Annotated in this window: 14 protein-coding genes; 5 read left to right on the plus strand and 9 right to left on the minus strand. The window is 68.3% G+C overall.

The window, feature by feature from the left end:
* Positions 1-12: 12 nt before the first annotated feature.
* On the minus strand, positions 13-576 hold the full coding sequence (locus tag WMK75_RS01480; RefSeq protein WP_347265880.1) for an NTP transferase domain-containing protein: 564 nt from the start codon (positions 574-576) through the stop codon (positions 13-15).
* Positions 573-1,526, minus strand: a complete 954-nt coding sequence (locus WMK75_RS01485; protein ID WP_347265881.1) for an XdhC family protein — start codon at positions 1,524-1,526, stop codon at positions 573-575. The genes WMK75_RS01480 and WMK75_RS01485 overlap by 4 nt, the downstream gene beginning before the upstream one ends.
* Positions 1,527-1,656: 130 nt before the next feature.
* Here WMK75_RS01485 and WMK75_RS01490 point away from each other — a divergent pair, with 130 nt between their 5' ends.
* The 4 genes from WMK75_RS01490 to WMK75_RS01505 all read left to right on the plus strand — a co-directional run bounded on the left by WMK75_RS01490 (position 1,657) and on the right by WMK75_RS01505 (position 6,155).
* On the plus strand, positions 1,657-2,361 hold the full coding sequence (locus WMK75_RS01490) for a GntR family transcriptional regulator (RefSeq protein WP_347265882.1): 705 nt from the start codon (positions 1,657-1,659) through the stop codon (positions 2,359-2,361).
* Between the two features lie 71 nt (positions 2,362-2,432).
* Complete coding sequence (locus WMK75_RS01495; protein ID WP_347265883.1) at positions 2,433-3,296, plus strand: xanthine dehydrogenase family protein subunit M; 864 nt, start codon at positions 2,433-2,435, stop codon at positions 3,294-3,296.
* Positions 3,293-3,856: a (2Fe-2S)-binding protein gene (locus tag WMK75_RS01500; protein ID WP_347265884.1), complete on the plus strand. Its 564-nt coding sequence runs from the start codon at positions 3,293-3,295 to the stop codon at positions 3,854-3,856. Before WMK75_RS01495 ends, WMK75_RS01500 begins: the two co-directional genes overlap by 4 nt.
* A gap of 4 nt (positions 3,857-3,860) precedes the next feature.
* Positions 3,861-6,155 carry a molybdopterin cofactor-binding domain-containing protein gene (locus tag WMK75_RS01505; protein ID WP_347265885.1) on the plus strand — a complete coding sequence of 765 codons (2,295 nt, stop codon included), beginning with the start codon at positions 3,861-3,863 and terminating at the stop codon, positions 6,153-6,155.
* A gap of 32 nt (positions 6,156-6,187) precedes the next feature.
* On the opposite strand, the gene WMK75_RS01510 is transcribed toward WMK75_RS01505, so the two are convergent.
* Entirely contained in the window at positions 6,188-7,111 is a 924-nt protein-coding gene (locus WMK75_RS01510) for a LysR family transcriptional regulator (RefSeq protein WP_347265886.1), read from the minus strand.
* Between the two features lie 146 nt (positions 7,112-7,257).
* Here WMK75_RS01510 and WMK75_RS01515 point away from each other — a divergent pair, with 146 nt between their 5' ends.
* A complete protein-coding gene (locus WMK75_RS01515; protein ID WP_347265887.1) occupies positions 7,258-8,700 on the plus strand; it encodes a nucleobase:cation symporter-2 family protein in 1,443 nt (480 codons plus the stop codon).
* A gap of 58 nt (positions 8,701-8,758) precedes the next feature.
* Here WMK75_RS01515 and WMK75_RS01520 read toward each other — a convergent pair whose 3' ends face one another.
* Genes WMK75_RS01520 through WMK75_RS01545 form a run of 6 tightly spaced genes read right to left on the minus strand, consistent with a single transcriptional unit; the run spans position 8,759 to position 14,954 of the window.
* On the minus strand, positions 8,759-9,523 hold the full coding sequence (locus WMK75_RS01520) for an SDR family oxidoreductase (protein WP_347265888.1): 765 nt from the start codon (positions 9,521-9,523) through the stop codon (positions 8,759-8,761).
* Positions 9,520-10,347: a DUF296 domain-containing protein gene (locus tag WMK75_RS01525; RefSeq protein ID WP_347265889.1), complete on the minus strand. Its 828-nt coding sequence runs from the start codon at positions 10,345-10,347 to the stop codon at positions 9,520-9,522. Before WMK75_RS01525 ends, WMK75_RS01520 begins: the two co-directional genes overlap by 4 nt.
* Positions 10,338-11,936, minus strand: coding sequence for an acyl-CoA synthetase (locus WMK75_RS01530; RefSeq protein WP_347265890.1), 1,599 nt, complete (start codon positions 11,934-11,936; stop codon positions 10,338-10,340). Before WMK75_RS01530 ends, WMK75_RS01525 begins: the two co-directional genes overlap by 10 nt.
* The gene (locus tag WMK75_RS01535) at positions 11,933-13,102 is read right to left on the minus strand and encodes an acetyl-CoA acetyltransferase (protein WP_347265891.1); all 1,170 of its coding nucleotides are present in this window, start codon (positions 13,100-13,102) and stop codon (positions 11,933-11,935) included. Before WMK75_RS01535 ends, WMK75_RS01530 begins: the two co-directional genes overlap by 4 nt.
* A complete protein-coding gene (locus tag WMK75_RS01540) occupies positions 13,099-13,935 on the minus strand; it encodes a helix-turn-helix domain-containing protein (protein WP_347265892.1) in 837 nt (278 codons plus the stop codon). The genes WMK75_RS01535 and WMK75_RS01540 overlap by 4 nt, the downstream gene beginning before the upstream one ends.
* Before the next feature lie 2 nt (positions 13,936-13,937).
* On the minus strand, positions 13,938-14,954 hold the full coding sequence (locus tag WMK75_RS01545) for a TRAP transporter substrate-binding protein (protein ID WP_347265893.1): 1,017 nt from the start codon (positions 14,952-14,954) through the stop codon (positions 13,938-13,940).
* Between the last annotated feature and the right edge of the window lie 13 nt (positions 14,955-14,967).

Genomic DNA, 14,967 nt, shown 5'->3' on the forward strand with positions numbered 1-14,967 from the left:
GCGGCAGGGCCATCATCCGGGCAGGGCCTGCGCCTGCAGATCCTGCGGCCGGTCCACGTCATGGGCCTGATGCGGCGCGATGCGCAGCAATTGCGTCTCGGGCAGGCCGGCGATATAGGCGCGGGCGCCGAAATCCCCCTCGCTCGTGGCCAGCGCGGCGTCGAAGCCGGCAGCCGGGATGAAGGCCGGCGGCAGGCGGCGCTGCCCGTCGCTGCAGGCCGCGCCCGCCGGGTGCCGCAGCAGTCGCGCAAGCAGGGCCGCGTCGATGTTCGGCATGTCGGCCAGCGCCAGCAGCAGGCCGTCGGCGCCGCGCTGCCGCGCGTGCTGCAGCGCCAGGCGGAAGGATTGCGACATCGGCAGGCCGGGGGCGATCCACAACCGGTTGAAACTGGCGGGCAGGGCAACGGCGACCTGCGGCGATGAAATCACCGCCACCAGTTCCGTGCAGCCGGCACCCGCCAGCGCCTCGGCCGCCCAGGCGAGCAGCGGCCGGCCGCGCCAGGGCGCCAACAGCTTGTCCTCGGCGCCAAAGCGCGTCGAGCGTCCTGCCGCCAGCAGAGCGCCAAGGCATCTCATGGCGTGCGCCGCACGCTGACCGGCTCGCCCGCCGCCGCCATGACCTCGGCCAGGACCGAGATCGCCAGTTGCCGCGGGTCGCGCGCCGAGGGGATCAGCCCGATCGGCCCGCGCAGCCGCGCGCAATCGGCGGCGGGCACGCGCATGGAGGCCAGCCGCGCCAGCCGCGCCGCCTGGGTGCTGCGGCTGCCCTGGGCGCCGATATAGAAGGCCGGGCGGGTCAGCAGCTGGCGCAGGATCGCCGGCTCATAGTCGTGGTCGTGATAGAACAAAAGCGCCGCGCAGCGCTCGTCCGGGACCAGCTCCGCCATGTCGGGCAGCGGCCCGAGGCGGCGGACGCGGCAGCCCATGCGCTCGGCCAGCGTCAGGCTTTGATCCTCATGCGAGAGCAGCACATGGTCATGGTCCAGCGAATGCACGAGATCGGCAAAGACCGCCGCCTCGGGGCCGGCGCCGAAGATCACGAAGCGCAGGCCCGGGCGGAAGGTCAGGCGCAGCCCCGCGCCCTCGCCCAGGCTCAGCCGGCCGGCGTCCGAAAGCGTCAGCACCGCCTGGTGGCGCGCGGCGCGGGCGCGCGCCAGCGCCGCCAGCACCCCACGGTCCCTGAGCAGGAACAGCGTCACCGCGATGGCGCCGCCGCAAGGCAGGCGCAGGTCGATGAAGGGCGACCCCTGACCATAGCGCAGCTGCATCGGCTGGCCGCTGTCGCGCACGCGCTGCGCGTTCAGCATCAGATCGGCCTCGACGCAGCCCGAGCTCAGCGCCCCGGCAAAGCGTCCGTCGGCCGCCAGCGCCATGGCGGCGCCGCGGCTGCGATAGGCGGGGCCATGGGTCTCGGTCAGCACCGCCATCACCGTGCCGGGGCCGAAGTCCAGCGCCGCCTGCCAGGGGTCAAGCAGGGCCGGATGGCGGCTGCGGGCGGGCATGAAAGCGTCCAGTTCCTGTATCACGAAGCCTCCCTGGGCAGGATGCGCCAAGCTTTGCTCGTCTGCCGGGGCCATGATGAGCGTGGGTCTGGATGGATTGTTGACAATATTTGCGACTCGATGCAAGCTCAAATTGTTGACAATCCGGTGGCCCATGTTCGAGACCCTGCCCGAAACCCCGATCCCTGACGCCTGCGTCGGGTCCGATACCCCGGCGAAAAGCGGCACCGAGGCCGAGGAACGCGTGGTGCGCCTGGTGATGGGGGGCATCCACCGCCACCAGACCCCGCCCGGCCATCGCCTGGTCGAGCGCGAGCTGGCCGCGGGTGCGCAGGCGAATCGCCAGGCGGTGCGCAATGCGCTGCTGCGGCTGGCGCAGGCCGGGCTGGTCGAGTTGACGCCCAATCGCGGCGCCACCGTCACGCAATGTTCACCGGAAAAGACCCGCGAGATCATGCAGGCGCGCATCATCAACGAGGGCGCGGCGCTGCGGCTGCTGGCCGAGCGGCTGACGCCCGCCGGCTCGGACCGGTTGATGGCGATCCTGCGCCAGGAGGCGGCGGCCTATGACGAGGGGCTGGTCGCCGAGGCGCGGCATTTCTCGCGCGAGTTCCACATCGCCTGCACCGAACTGGCCGGCAACGCCACCATCGCGCGGTTCATGCGCGAGTTGATCGACTGCCAGCCGCTGCTGGGCGCGGCCTCCGGGCCGCGGCCCTCGTTCTTTTCCGGGGTGATTGCCCATACCAAGACGCTGGCGGCACTGCAGCAGGGCGACGGCCCGGCTGCCGAGGCCGCCAATACCGAGCTTTTGCGCCAGCTCGAGCGGGAATTCCTGCGCGAGGCCAGCGGCGCCTAGACGACCAGAACCCCGGCGTAGCCTCCGAAAGGTCAAGCGGCCAACCCACCAATGAGCCAGAGGAGGGCGAATTGCGCAGATTCGAGTACCACGAGCCGGAAACCCTGGAGGAGGCATCCCTGCTTCTGACCAGCCTGGGCGAGGGGGCGTATTTCCTTGCCGGCGGCACCGATCTTTTCGTCGAGATCCGCGAGCGCCTGCGCGAGGTCCGTCACCTGGTGAACATCAAGCGCGTGCCGGGGCTGGACCAGATCAGCTATGACGGCGCGGCGGGGCTGCGTTTCGGCGCCATGGTCAGCGCAGGCCAGCTTGAGGCCGCAGCGCCGGTCGTGGCGCATTATCCGAACCTGCGCGCGGCGCTGCGCGCGCTGGCCTCGATCCAGGTCAGGAACCGCGCCACGGTGGTCGGCAATATCTGCCGCGCCTCGCCCTCGGCCGACACCATCCCGCCGCTGGTCGCCGATGGCGCCAGCATCGAGACCTTCCGCGTCAGCGGTGGGCGCTCGATCCCCCTGGCCGAGTTCTTTGCCGGCCCGGGCCGCACGGTGCTGGAGCCGGGCGAGATCGCGGTGGCGATCAGCGTGCCGGCGCCGAACCCCGGCAGTGTGCGCGCCTATATCAAGCATGGCCGCAGGAAGGCGATGGAGCTTGCCACCGTCGGCGTTGCCGTCAGCCTGGAGACCGGGGGCGGCATCTGCACCGGCGCGCGCATCGCCCTGGGCGCGGTCGGCCCGGTGGTGCTGCGCGCGCCCCTGGCCGAAGCGCTGCTGGTGGGCTCGAAACTGGATGCGGCCAGCATTGCCGCCGCCGCCGAAAGCGCGATGCAGGAATGCACGCCCATCAGCAATGTCCGCAGTTCCGCCGAATACCGGCGCGAGATGGTCGGGGTCCTGACCCGGCGCGCGGTCGCCCAGGCCCTGGAGGAAGCGGCATGAAGAAGTTCCACCTTGAATTCACCGTCAACGGTGAGCCGAAAAGCGTCAGCGTCGAGGGCCACCGCTCGCTTCTGGACACGCTGCGCGAAGAGGTCGGGCTGACCGGCACCAAGAAGGGCTGCGACGTGGGTGACTGCGGCGCCTGCACGGTAATGGTGAACGGCCAGCCGGTGAACGCCTGCCTGATGCTGGCCGCCGAGGCGCAGGGCGCCGAGATCCTGACCGTCGAGGGGCTGCAGCCCGAACCCGACACGCTGCACCCGCTGCAGCAGGCCTTCATGGAGTTCGGCGCGGCGCAATGCGGCTTCTGCACGCCGGGCATCCTGGTCATGGCCAAGAACCTGCTGGACCAGAACCCGCTGCCCACGGATGAGGAAATCCGCTTCGGCCTCTCGGGCAATATCTGCCGCTGCACCGGCTATACCAAGATCTTCGACGCGGTGCGCGTGGCCGGCCAGCGCATGGCAGCGGCCAAGGGCGCGCATGTGCATGGCTGCGGTTGCGGCTGCGGCACGGAAAGCAGGACCACGATCCGCAGGATCGAGCGGGCGGAGGCGTGATCAGATGACCAAGCAGGAATTGAAGATTGTCGGCACCAGCGTCAAGCGCGCCGATGTGTTCAAGAAGATCACCGGCGACGCCAAATATACCGGCGATTACGTCTGGCCAGGGCTGTTGCACGGCAAGACCAAGCGCGCCGAGATCGCCCATGCCCGCATCAAGAACATCGACGTGTCCAAGGCGCTGGCGTTGCCCGGGGTCAAGGCGGTGCTGACGCACAAGGACGTGCCGCGGGTGCTGCATTACGGCTCGCCGCATCCGCGCTCGGTGGCCTGCACCAAGGACCAGTATATCCTTGACGACACCGTGCGCTTCTGGGGCGAGGGCATCGCCGCCGTCGCCGCGATCAGCGAGGAAATCGCCGATGAGGCGCTGGACCTGATCGAGGTTGAATACGAACCGCTGCCCGGCGTCTATGACGTGGAAAGCGCGCAAAAACCCGGCGCGCCGCAGATCCACGACCTGGGTCCCGGCGGCAATCTGGTGTTCACGCCGATCCAGGCGCTGCGCGGCGATGTCGAGGCGGGCTTTGCCGAGGCCGACCTGATCCTTGAGGGCGAATTCGAGGGCGGCCGCCCGGTGCCCACCTATATGGAGCCCAACATCTGCGTCGCCGACTGGGACAGCGCCGGCAAGCTGACCTTCTGGACCTCGACCCAGACCAGCTTCATGGTGCGCGGCGCCCTGGCCGAGGTGCTGGGCCTGCCCCTGAACAAGGTCCGCGTGCTGGTCGAGAACATGGGCGGCGGCTTTGGCGCCAAGCAGGACTTGTTCCAGCATGAATTCCTGTGTGCGCTGCTGGCGCAGAAGTGCCGCCGGCCGGTGAAGATGGAGTTCACCCGGCGCGAGACCTTCCTGGCCGGGCGCACCCGCCATCCGATCAAGGTCTGGCTGAAACAGGGATTCCGCAAGGACGGCACGCTGGTCGCGCGCGACATGCGGCTGGTTTACGAATCCGGCGCCTATGGCTCGCACAGCCCCGGGGTGACGACGGTGGGGACCTTCTCGGCCACCTCGCTGTATCGCGTCGAGAACGTGCGCGTCGACGGGCGCGCGGTCTATACCAATACCCCGATCTCGGGCGCGTTTCGCGGCTATGGCGTGGTGCAGACCTATTTCCCCATCGACATCCAGATCGACGAGGCGGCGGAAAAGCTGGGCATCGACCCGGTCGAGATGCGGCTGAAGAATGCCGTTCGCACCGGCGACATCGCGCCCTCGGGCCATCCGATCATCGGCCATGGCCTGGAGGCCTGTCTGGAACATGGCCGCAAGGCCTTTGACTGGGAGGCCAGGCGCGACAACCCCGACCGCAGCGATCCCGCCAATCCGGCGATCCGCAAGGGCTGGGGCGTGGGCTGCGAGATGCACGGATCGTCCGCCTATCCGGGGCTGAAGGAACAGGGTAACGCCACCGTCAAGATGCAAGAGGATGGCAGCGTCACCCTGGTCACCGGCGCCGCCGATCTGGGCACCGGCGCCCATACCGTGCTGGCGCAGATCGTGGCCGAGGAGCTGGGCGTGCCCTATGACTGGGTGACGGTGGTGCATGGCGACACCGATGTGGTGCCCTGGGACATCGGTGCCTTCGCCAGCCATACCACCTATCTGGTGGGGTCCGCGACCAAGATCGCGGCCGGCAAGGTGCGCGCGCGGGTGCTGGCGCGGGCGGCGGAAAAGCTGCAGGAAAAGCCCGAGCATCTGCAGATCGCGGACGGGATCATCACCGTCGAGGGCAAGCCCGGCGTCAGCCTGACCGTCTTCGACGCCGTCTGCCCCTCGAAAGGGTTGCCGGCCGAGCATCTGATCGACAACGGCACCTACAACCCGACGAAATCCTATTCCTTCGCGGCGCATTTCGTCGAGGTGGCGGTGGATACCGAAACCGGCATCATCGAATGCCGCAAGGTGATGCCGGTGCATGAGATCGGCCGGGTGATCCACCCGATCGCCGCCGAGGGCCAGATCGAGGGCGGCGTGTTGCAGGGTGTCGGCCATACCCTGACCGAGGATTTCCGCATCGATCCGGGCAACGGCCGGCCGCTGAACGCGGGGCTGGTGGATTACAAGCTGCCCCTGTCCATGGACGCGCCCGAGATCGAGACGGTGATCCTGGAAACCGCCCCCGATCCGGGCGGGCCCTGGGGTGCCAAGGGCGTGGCCGAGGACCCGATCATCGCCATCGGCCCGGCGATCGCCAATGCCGTCCATGACGCCATCGGCGTGCGCTTTCACCACTATCCGATCACCCCCGAGGACGTGCTGAACGGGTTGCAGCGCAAGGCTGCCGGGGCGTGACGCCAGCGCCGGGGCCGGTCGCCGGCCCCGGTTCAACCCGCCGGGCGCGTCCCGCGCCCCTGCACTCCCCGCCCCTGCACTGCGCGCTGCGCGAAATCGCGAAACAGCCGGCTGGCGGGCGACAGCGAATGGTCGGCGCGCTGGATCAGGGCGATCTTGCGCGTCACCACCGGCTCGCAGGGGGTCACTGTCACCAGCCCCATGGCGCGGGCCAGCGGCTTGACCGAGGAGGTCATGATCGCCATGCCCAGCCCGGCATGGACCATGCCGATGATGGTCAAGGGCAGCGACACGTCCTGAAACGCGCGGTGCAGCGTCAGCTCCAGCCCGACCCGCGCCAGTTCCGCCTGCAGCCTTTCGCGGATCGGGTTGCCGCGCTGCGGGCCGATCAGCACCTGATCCTGCAGGTCCTGCCAGCGCAGCGGCCCGCGCTGCGCCATCGGATGTTCGGGGCGCATCACCACCAGAAAGGCATCGGTGGCCAGTTCCAGCCCGGTCACCTCGCTGTCGCGGTCGGGCACGGTGCCAAGGCCCAGATCGACGCTGCCGGCCTTGACCATGTCCAGCATCACCCGTTCGGACACGTCATGCATCGAGACCTCGATATTGCCATATCGCTCGCCAAAGCCGCGGATCAGCTGCGGCAGCATCAGCGCCGCCTGCAGCGTGCCGGCGGCGATGCCGACGCGGCCGCGGCTGAAGCTGTTCAGATCGCGCGCATTCTCGACCAGCCGGTCGAGATCGCCCACCGCCTGGCGCGCCACCGCCAGCGCCTCGGAGCCGGCGGCGGTCAGGCGCAACAACCTGGTGTGGCGGTCGAACAGCCGCAGGCCAAGGTTTTCCTCAAGCTGGCCGATCAGCGTACTGACCGCCGATTGCGACAGGCCCAGCCGTTCGGCGGCACGGGTGAACTGCCCGCATTCGGCAACGGCCACGAAGGCCCTGAACTGTTTCAATGTCGGTTCCATGCCAGCCAATTCATAATGAAACTAGATAGACAAAGTCAATTATGCCGATTGATACATGAATGACGCCACGTTCATCATCAGTCCATCGGCCGGACTCGCCTCCGGCCCTCAAACCATCAGGGAGCGGGAAACACATGAGCGGAACCCTCGAAGCGAAGGCGGCCGGTTGGCAGGAGGGGGCTGATTCCCTGGCCAGTCCCGGCCTCGCGGCGGAAGTCGCCGCATTCGACCCTATTGAGGAGCGCATGCCGCTGCCCAAGCTGTTCGCCCTGGGGCTGCAGCATGTGCTGGTGATGTATGCCGGCGCCGTCGCCGTGCCGTTGCTGATCGGGCATTCGCTGAACCTGGGCAAGGACCAGATCTCGCTTCTGGTCAGCGCCGACCTGTTCTGCTGCGGGGTGGTGACGCTGATCCAGTGCCTGGGGCTGTGGAAATTTGGCGCGCGCCTGCCGATCATGATGGGGATCAGCTTTACCGCCGTGCCGATCATCATCGGCATCGGCTCGAACCCGGAACTGGGGATTCGCGGCGTGTTCGGCGCCGGCATCGCCTCGGGGGTGTTCACGGTGATCGCCGCCTGGTTCTTTGGCAAATGGGCGCGGTTCTTTCCCTCGATCGTCACCGGCACGGTGATGCTGATCATCGGCGTGTCCCTGATGCGGGTGGGCATCAACTGGGCCGCTGGCGGCCAGCCGATGATCCGCACCGCCGAGGGCATGGTGCCGAACCCGGCTTACGGCGATCCCTTTGCGCTGTCGGTGGCGGGCATCGTTCTGATGACCATCCTGCTGGTCACGCGGTTTTTCCGCGGCTTTTACGCCAATCTTGCGGTGCTCTTCGGCATCGCCCTGGGCTTTGGCATCGCCATCGCCGCCGGGCGGGTGAATTTCGACGGTCTGGGCGAGGCGCATTGGGTCAATGTCGTGACCCCCTTCGCCTTTGGCACGCCGATCTTCAACCTGTCGGGCACCATCGCGCTGAGCCTGGTGATGATCGTGATGATGATCGAGGCCACCGGCCAGTTCCTCGCCGTGGGCGACATGGCCGGGCAGAAGATCTCCGAGGAGCGGCTGGCGCGCGGGCTGCGCACCGATGGCATCGGCAATATCATCGGCGGCATCTTCAACACCTTCACCTACACCACCTATGCCCAGAACGTCGGGCTGCTGCAGATCACCGGCGTGCTCAGCCGCTTTGTCGTCGCGGCAGGGGCGGTGATCCTGATCGGCCTGGGCTGCCTGCCCAAGGTGGCCTATGTCAGCGCCTCGATCCCCAGCTATGTCATCGGAGGCGCGGCGCTGGTGATGTTCGGCATGGTCTCGGCAACCGGGGTCAAGATCCTGGCCCGCGTCGATTTCGTCAGGAACCGCCGCAATGTCTATATCGTCGCGGTCAGCCTCGGCCTCGCGATGATCCCGGTGGTGGCGCCCAACATGTTCGACAAGACGCCCGAGTTCATCCAGCAGATCTTTCACAGCGGCATCCTGGTCGGCACCTTCTCGGCCCTGCTGCTGAACCTGCTGTTCAACGGCATCCCCCCGCGCGAGGCGAGCATCGCCGATCACGCGCGCCACTGAGGGCTTCGGCCAGACAGCGGCGGCCGGGCATCGCGCCCGGCCGTTGCCATGTCGCCGCCTAGGCCAGATCGTCGCCCCGGCGCAGCGCCGGCAGACCGACGCCGCTGGCATCGAACCCCCCGTCCACCGCCAGCGTCTGGCCGGTGACGAAGCTGGCCTTTTCCGAACACAGGAACACGATGGCCTCGGCAATCTCGCGCGTCTCGCCATAGCGGTTCAGCGGGATGGCGTCGTAATAGGCGGCGATGATTTCCGGCGCATGCACCGCCATCGCCAGCTTGGTCCTGACCGGGCCGGGGGCCACGCAATTGACCCGGATGCCCTGATCGCCCAGTTCCGCGGCGAATTGCCGGGTCAGGTGGATGACCGCCGCCTTCGAGGTGCCATAGGCCACCCGCAGCGTCGAGGCCCGAAGCCCCGAGATCGAGGCGATATTGACGATGGCGCCGCGGGTTTTCGCCAGTTCCGGCACCGCCGCCTGCGTGCACAGGAACACGCCGTCAAGGTTCGTGGCCATGACCTCGCGCCACTGCTCGAAACTGGTCCTGGCGGCACGGGAAAACAGCGCCACGCCGGCATTGTTGACCAGCGCATCGACGCGGCCAAAGCGCGCCGTGACCTCGGCCATCATCCGCTTCACCTGTGCGGGGTCGGAAATATCGGCCTCGACCGGCAGCACGTTTTCCAGATGGTCGCAGGCGGCATGCAGTTCCGCGGTGTCGCGGTCGACGACGGCGACCTGCCAGCCCTGTTCCAGAAAGAGTTCGGTGGTGGCAAGGCCGATGCCGCGGCAGCCGCCGGTGACGATGGCAGTTCTGGTCATGGTTGGTCCCCAATAGGTTCGATGATCAGTTCCAGCGTCACGCCGACCGGGTTCGCGCCCCGCTCCAGCGTGCCGTGCGCGATGGTGCCCTGAATGTCCACGACCTCGATCGGGACCAGGGCGCGGCCCCGGGTCAGGCGCGCGCCTGCCAGCCGCAATTCGGTGGCGAGGCAATCCATGCGATGCCCTTCGGCAAAGCGGATGTGGTCGATGCTGCCGACGCCGTGCAGGCGGGCGCTGCCGATGCCGTGGCGGGCGGCAAGCGCCTCGATCGCCGTCACCACGTCCTCGCCGGGCAGGATGCGGGCGAAAAGGCCGGGGCCTTCCTCGCCGCCCGCGGGGGTGAACAGGGTGAAGGCGGTTTCCACATCCGGCAGGGCCTCGAACCAGGTGCCCGCCGCGCCCAGCCCGCTGACCGGGTAATCGTGGGCGATGATGCTGTCATGGGCCAGCAGATGCCCCATCGCGGTCACCCGCCCGTCGGTCCAGATGCCGTGGCAATGCAGAAACGGCGCGCCCTCGCGCCATCCGACCGAGGCGGTGGCGCTGGTGATTCGCCACTCGCCCCCGGGCGCATGGGTCGCGGAATACCAGGCCGCGTGGATGCCGTCCGAGGACAGCGCCGGCAGCACATAGCGCATGGGTGCGCAGGTGACGCCGCCAAGCAACAGCACGCCGCCCCTGCAGCCGTGGCTTGCGAACAGATCGCCCACCGCCTGCATGACGCTGGCGCCCTTGGGCAGAAGGCCCGCGACAGGGCGCAGCCGGGCCGCGCGGGCCTGCATGCGGCCCTCGGCGCGCGGGCCGGGATGGATCATCCGCATGGCGGGGATTGCTCCAGCAGGCCGCGGGCCTCGATTTCGGCGCGGATCATCTGCTTGGTGATCTTGCCATAGGCGGATTTCGGCAGGCCGTCCCAGAAAAGGACACGTCGGGGCAGCTTGTAGCGCGCCAGTTTGCCGGCAAGGAAGGCCATCAGTTCCGCCTCATCGATGGGGGCCGAGGCCACGCAGACCGCCCAGCCGACCTCGCCCCACAGGGGGTCGGGCATGCCCAGCACCGCCACCTCGCGGATGGCGGGATGGGTCAGGATCCTTTCCTCGATCTCGCGCGGGTAGACGTTCGAGCCGCCCGAGATATACATGTCGCTTTCGCGCCCGGTGATATAGAGGAAACCCTGCGCGTCCATGTGGCCCAGATCGCCGGTGCGGAACCAGCCGTTGCGAAAGGCTTTGGCGTTGGCCTCGGGGTTCTGGTAATAGCCGGCAAAGACCGCGGGGCCGATTACGCAGATCTCGCCGGTCTGGCCGGGGGGCAGCTCATGGCCCTGATCGTCCTGGATCTGGATTTCAATGCCGGTGCGGGCATGGCCGCAGGTGCCGATGCGGGCGGCGGGGCCGTCCTCGGCCTCGTGCAGATGCGCGGGCAAGACGGTGATATTGCCGGTGCATTCGCCAAGGCCAAAGTATTGCACCAGGACCTTGCCCAAGACCCGCAGCGCCTTTTGCTGGTCCACCCGATACATCGGCGCGCCGGCATAGATCACATAGCGCAGGGACGAATGATCCGCCGTCGCGGTCGTGGGGTGTTCGACCAGCAGCTTCAGGATCGTCGGCACGGTGAACATGGTGGAAATCCGCCATTCGCGCACCAGATCCCAGACCTGCGCCACTTCCAGCTTTTCGCTTGGCAGCAGCACGGTTTTCACCCCCCGCGCCACCTGCACCAGCTGATGCACCCCCGCCCCGTGCGACAGCGGCGCCACCACCAGCGAGGCATCCGCCCCGGTCAGCCCCGGCATCAGATCGGCCAGATGGTTGGTGACCACGAAGGCCATCTGCCCATGCGTCAGCACCGATGCCTTGGGCCGCCCGGTCGTCCCCGAGGTGAAGAAGAACCAGCAGGGATCGTCGCGATCGACCGCCGCCACCTGCGGGCGTTGGCCCAGATGTTCCTCGGTGATCGCCTCGACCGAGGGGCCGAAATCCGCGGCGCCAAAACTGATCTGCGAGACGGTTGCGCAGGCGCGGGCGTGGTCGGGGAAGGCGGCGTTGCACAGCATCAGCCTTGCCCCGGAGGCCTGGATTGCCCAGGCGACCTCCTCGGGGGTCTGGCGGAAATTCGCCGGCACCCAGATGCCACCGGCGCGCCAGACGGCAAACATCGCCTGCATCATCTCGAGGCAGTTCTGCGACTGGCACATCACCCGGTCGCCCTTGGCCAGACCAAAGCGGGTCTGCAGCGCATGGGCCAGCGCGTCCGTGCGGGCCTCGAACTGCGCCCAGGTCCAGCGCTGATCGCCCATGACCAGCGCGATGCCGTCCGGGTCGCGGCGCGCGGATTGCGTCAGCAGGGTCGCAAGGTTCATCACCCTGGTCGAGACCGGGCAAAGGCCGCCGATCGGCGCGCTCATCGCACCCGCTCCAGGATCGAGCAATAGCTGGCCACCGCCGCGCCGCCCATGTTGAAGACCCCGCCAAGGCCTGGCCGCGGCACCTGCATGGCGCCTGCCTCGCCCATCAGCTGCATGGCGACCATGACATGTTGGGAAACGCCAGTCGCGCCAATGGGATGGCCACGGGATTTAAGGCCGCCCGAAGGGTTCACCGGCAAGGCCCCGTCAAATCTGGTGATTCCGTCGCGGATGGCGCGCCAGCCCTGACCGCGCGGGGCAAGGCCCATGGCCTCGTATTCGATCATCTCGGCGGTGGTGAAACAGTCATGTGTCTCGACCAGCGACAGGTCCATGATGCCCAGGCCCGCCTGTTCCAGCGCCGATGCCCAGACCCGGTGCGCCCCGTCAAAGGCGATGGGATCGCGGCGCGACAGCGCCAGCAGGTCGCCCGCCTGCGCCCGGGCGCGAAAGCCGATGGCGCGGGCAAGGCCCCCGGCCACCTCGGGCGCGGCCAGCACCAAAGCCGCCGCCCCGTCCGAAACCAGCGAGCAATCGGTGCGGCGCAGCGGCCCGGCCATGCGCGGGTTCTTGTCAGAAACGGTATTGCAAAAGGCCAGATCGAAGGGTTTTCGCAGATGCGCCCATGGGTTGCGCATGCCGTTTTCGTGGTTCTTGGCGGCGATCATCGCCAGTTCCTCGGAACGGTCGCCGTGGCGCTGGAAATAGCTCTCGGTGATGCGGCCAAAGACCCCGGCGAAGCCGCCGGGGGTGTCGCCTTCCTGCGCGTAGTAGCTTGCCGACAGCAGGATGTCGCCGATCTGATCGCCGGGGGTCGCGCTCATCTTTTCCGCGCCGATCACCAGCGCCACCTTGCCCCGGCCTGCGGCGATGAAATCCGCCGCCGCATAGATCGCGGCCGAGCCGGTGGCGCAGGCGTTCTCGCAGCGCAGGAACGGCACGCCCGCCAGCTCCGGCGTGCCCATGGCGACCAGCGCGCCCTGAAAATCCTGCCGCGAGAAACCGTTGTTATAGACGCCGGTGAAGATGCCGTCGACGGCATCCGCCGGCAGGCCGGCATGGTCCAGCGCCGGACGCGCCACCTCGGCCATCAGGGCCATGGTGTCGGGGGCGTCCGATTTGCCGAATTTCGTATGCGCCCAACCAACGATCAGCGGATCGGTCATGGCTTGGTCCTTTGCGGCTCGGGTTGCGGGTGGGGGTCCAGCGCGGCCATGCGGGCCTCGATCAGGCGGGCCTCGCGGTGCAGGCGCAGGACCAGATCGGCACGGCGGTCCGCGCCCATGCGGTTTTCGATGGCGGCAAGCGACAGCGCCCCGGCGGGTCGGCCGTCGGGCCACAGGATCGCCACCCCCAACCCCCAGGACCCCGCGACGACACGGCCGGGATTGAGCGCGTGGCCGAGGGCGCGGGCGCGGGCCAGATCGCCGGGCAGATCCTGCATCAGGCCGGGGGCCATCGCCCTGATCAGCGGCGCGGCGCGGGACAAAAGCGCCTCGGCCTCGGGGGCGGGCAGGGCGGCGAGGATCGCCAAGGCCCCCGCACCCACCCCCGCGGGCTTCCTGTCACCGCGCATCAGCGCGTGCGTCCGGACCTGAAAGGCGCCCTCGATGCGTTCCAGACACAGGGTATGGTCGTCTTGCGGCACGGTCAGCAGCACGGTGTCGCCCGTGTCCTGCGCCAGCCGCAGCATCGATTCGCGCGCATGGGTCAGCAGACCGTGGCGCTCGGTGGCAAAGCGCGCCAGCAGATAGGCCTCGGGGCCAAGGTGATAGCGCCGGCTCTGGCGGTCCTGCTCGACCATGCGCGCCGCGGCCAGCGCCAGCAGCAGCCGGCGCGCGGTCGGGCGCGCCAGCCCCGAGGCGGCGGCAAGATCCGCCAGCCCCAGACCCGCGCCGCCGCCCCTGCCGACCAGGGACAGCAGCGACAGCGCCCGCGCCACCGCCTGCGCGCCATGGGCGGCGGGTTCCGGCGCGGCAGGGTCGGAGCGCGCCGCCATGCCTAGCCCAGCGTGCGGCCGACGGCGGATTCGAGGATCGACCAGGCCTCGTCGCCATAGGTCTTTTTCCACTCGGCGTAGAATCCCGCCTCGCGCAGCTTGTCCTCGAAGGGCTTGGGGTCCACCTCGTTGAAGACGAAGCCGTGACCCTCCAATTCGCCGCGCAGGGTGGCGTTCAACGCCATCACATCGGCGCGCTGCCGCATGGCGCCCTCGTTGAAATGCCTCGCCACGATCTGCTGCTTGTCCTCGGGCAGGGCGGCCCAGGCGCGGCGGTTGCCCAAAAGCCAGAAGCCGTCCCACATGTGATTGGTCAGCGACAGGTATTTCTGCACCTCCCACAGTTTCGCCACCTTCATGATCGCCAGCGGGTTTTCCTGCCCGTCGACGATGCCGGTCTGCAGCGCGGTATAGACCTCGGCGAAGTTGATCGAGGTCGGCGCCGCGCCGAAGGCCGTGAACAGCGAGGTCCAGAGTGGGCTGACCGGCACGCGGATCTTGAAACCTTCCAGATCCTTGGGCGTGACGATCGGCTTGGTCGAGGTGGTGGTCTGCCGGAATCCGTTGTCCCAGATCTTCTCCATCACCACGAGGCCGGCGCCCTCGATCTGGCCGCGGGCATAGGCGCCCAACTCGCCGTCCATCGCCTTCCAGACGGTGTCGTAATCCGGGAAGGCAAAGCCCACGCCGTTGATCGAGGCATTCGGCACCAGCGTCGACAGGATCACCGGCGACAGCTGGAAAAACTCGACCCCGCCCGCGCGCAACTGGCCCAGCACGTCGGTATCGGCGCCCAGCTGGTTCGAGGGGAAGATCTGGATGTCGACCGCGCCCGAGGTTTCCTCGAGGATGGCCTTCACCGCCTCGGCCAGCCGGACGTTGCTGGGATGTTCCAGTGGCTGGTTGTTGGCGATCTTGTAGTTGAATTCGGCGGCGCGGGCAGCGCCCGGCCGGATGAAGGGCGCGGCCAGCGCGCCCGCGGCAGCGCCCAGCAGCATGTTGCGGCGGTTGACGATCATGTTTCCTCCTCCC

This window comes from Paracoccus sp. (in: a-proteobacteria) (assembly GCF_039808215.1).
GTDB lineage: Bacteria > Pseudomonadota > Alphaproteobacteria > Rhodobacterales > Rhodobacteraceae > Paracoccus.

Excerpts from the sequence above, each read along its gene's own strand:
- WMK75_RS01530 (WP_347265890.1), bottom strand. The coding sequence starts at position 11,936 with ATGAGCGCGCCGATCGGCGGCCTTTGCCCGGTCTCGACCAGGGTGATG.
- WMK75_RS01525 (WP_347265889.1), bottom strand. The coding sequence starts at position 10,347 with ATGCGGATGATCCATCCCGGCCCGCGCGCCGAGGGCCGCATGCAGGCC.
- WMK75_RS01545 (WP_347265893.1), bottom strand. The coding sequence starts at position 14,954 with ATGATCGTCAACCGCCGCAACATGCTGCTGGGCGCTGCCGCGGGCGCG.
- WMK75_RS01505 (WP_347265885.1), top strand. The coding sequence starts at position 3,861 with ATGACCAAGCAGGAATTGAAGATTGTCGGCACCAGCGTCAAGCGCGCC.
- WMK75_RS01535 (WP_347265891.1), bottom strand. The coding sequence starts at position 13,102 with ATGACCGATCCGCTGATCGTTGGTTGGGCGCATACGAAATTCGGCAAA.
- WMK75_RS01515 (WP_347265887.1), top strand. The coding sequence starts at position 7,258 with ATGAGCGGAACCCTCGAAGCGAAGGCGGCCGGTTGGCAGGAGGGGGCT.
- WMK75_RS01520 (WP_347265888.1), bottom strand. The coding sequence starts at position 9,523 with ATGACCAGAACTGCCATCGTCACCGGCGGCTGCCGCGGCATCGGCCTT.
- WMK75_RS01500 (WP_347265884.1), top strand. The coding sequence starts at position 3,293 with ATGAAGAAGTTCCACCTTGAATTCACCGTCAACGGTGAGCCGAAAAGC.
- WMK75_RS01540 (WP_347265892.1), bottom strand. The coding sequence starts at position 13,935 with ATGGCGGCGCGCTCCGACCCTGCCGCGCCGGAACCCGCCGCCCATGGC.
- WMK75_RS01480 (WP_347265880.1), bottom strand. The coding sequence starts at position 576 with ATGAGATGCCTTGGCGCTCTGCTGGCGGCAGGACGCTCGACGCGCTTT.
- WMK75_RS01490 (WP_347265882.1), top strand. The coding sequence starts at position 1,657 with ATGTTCGAGACCCTGCCCGAAACCCCGATCCCTGACGCCTGCGTCGGG.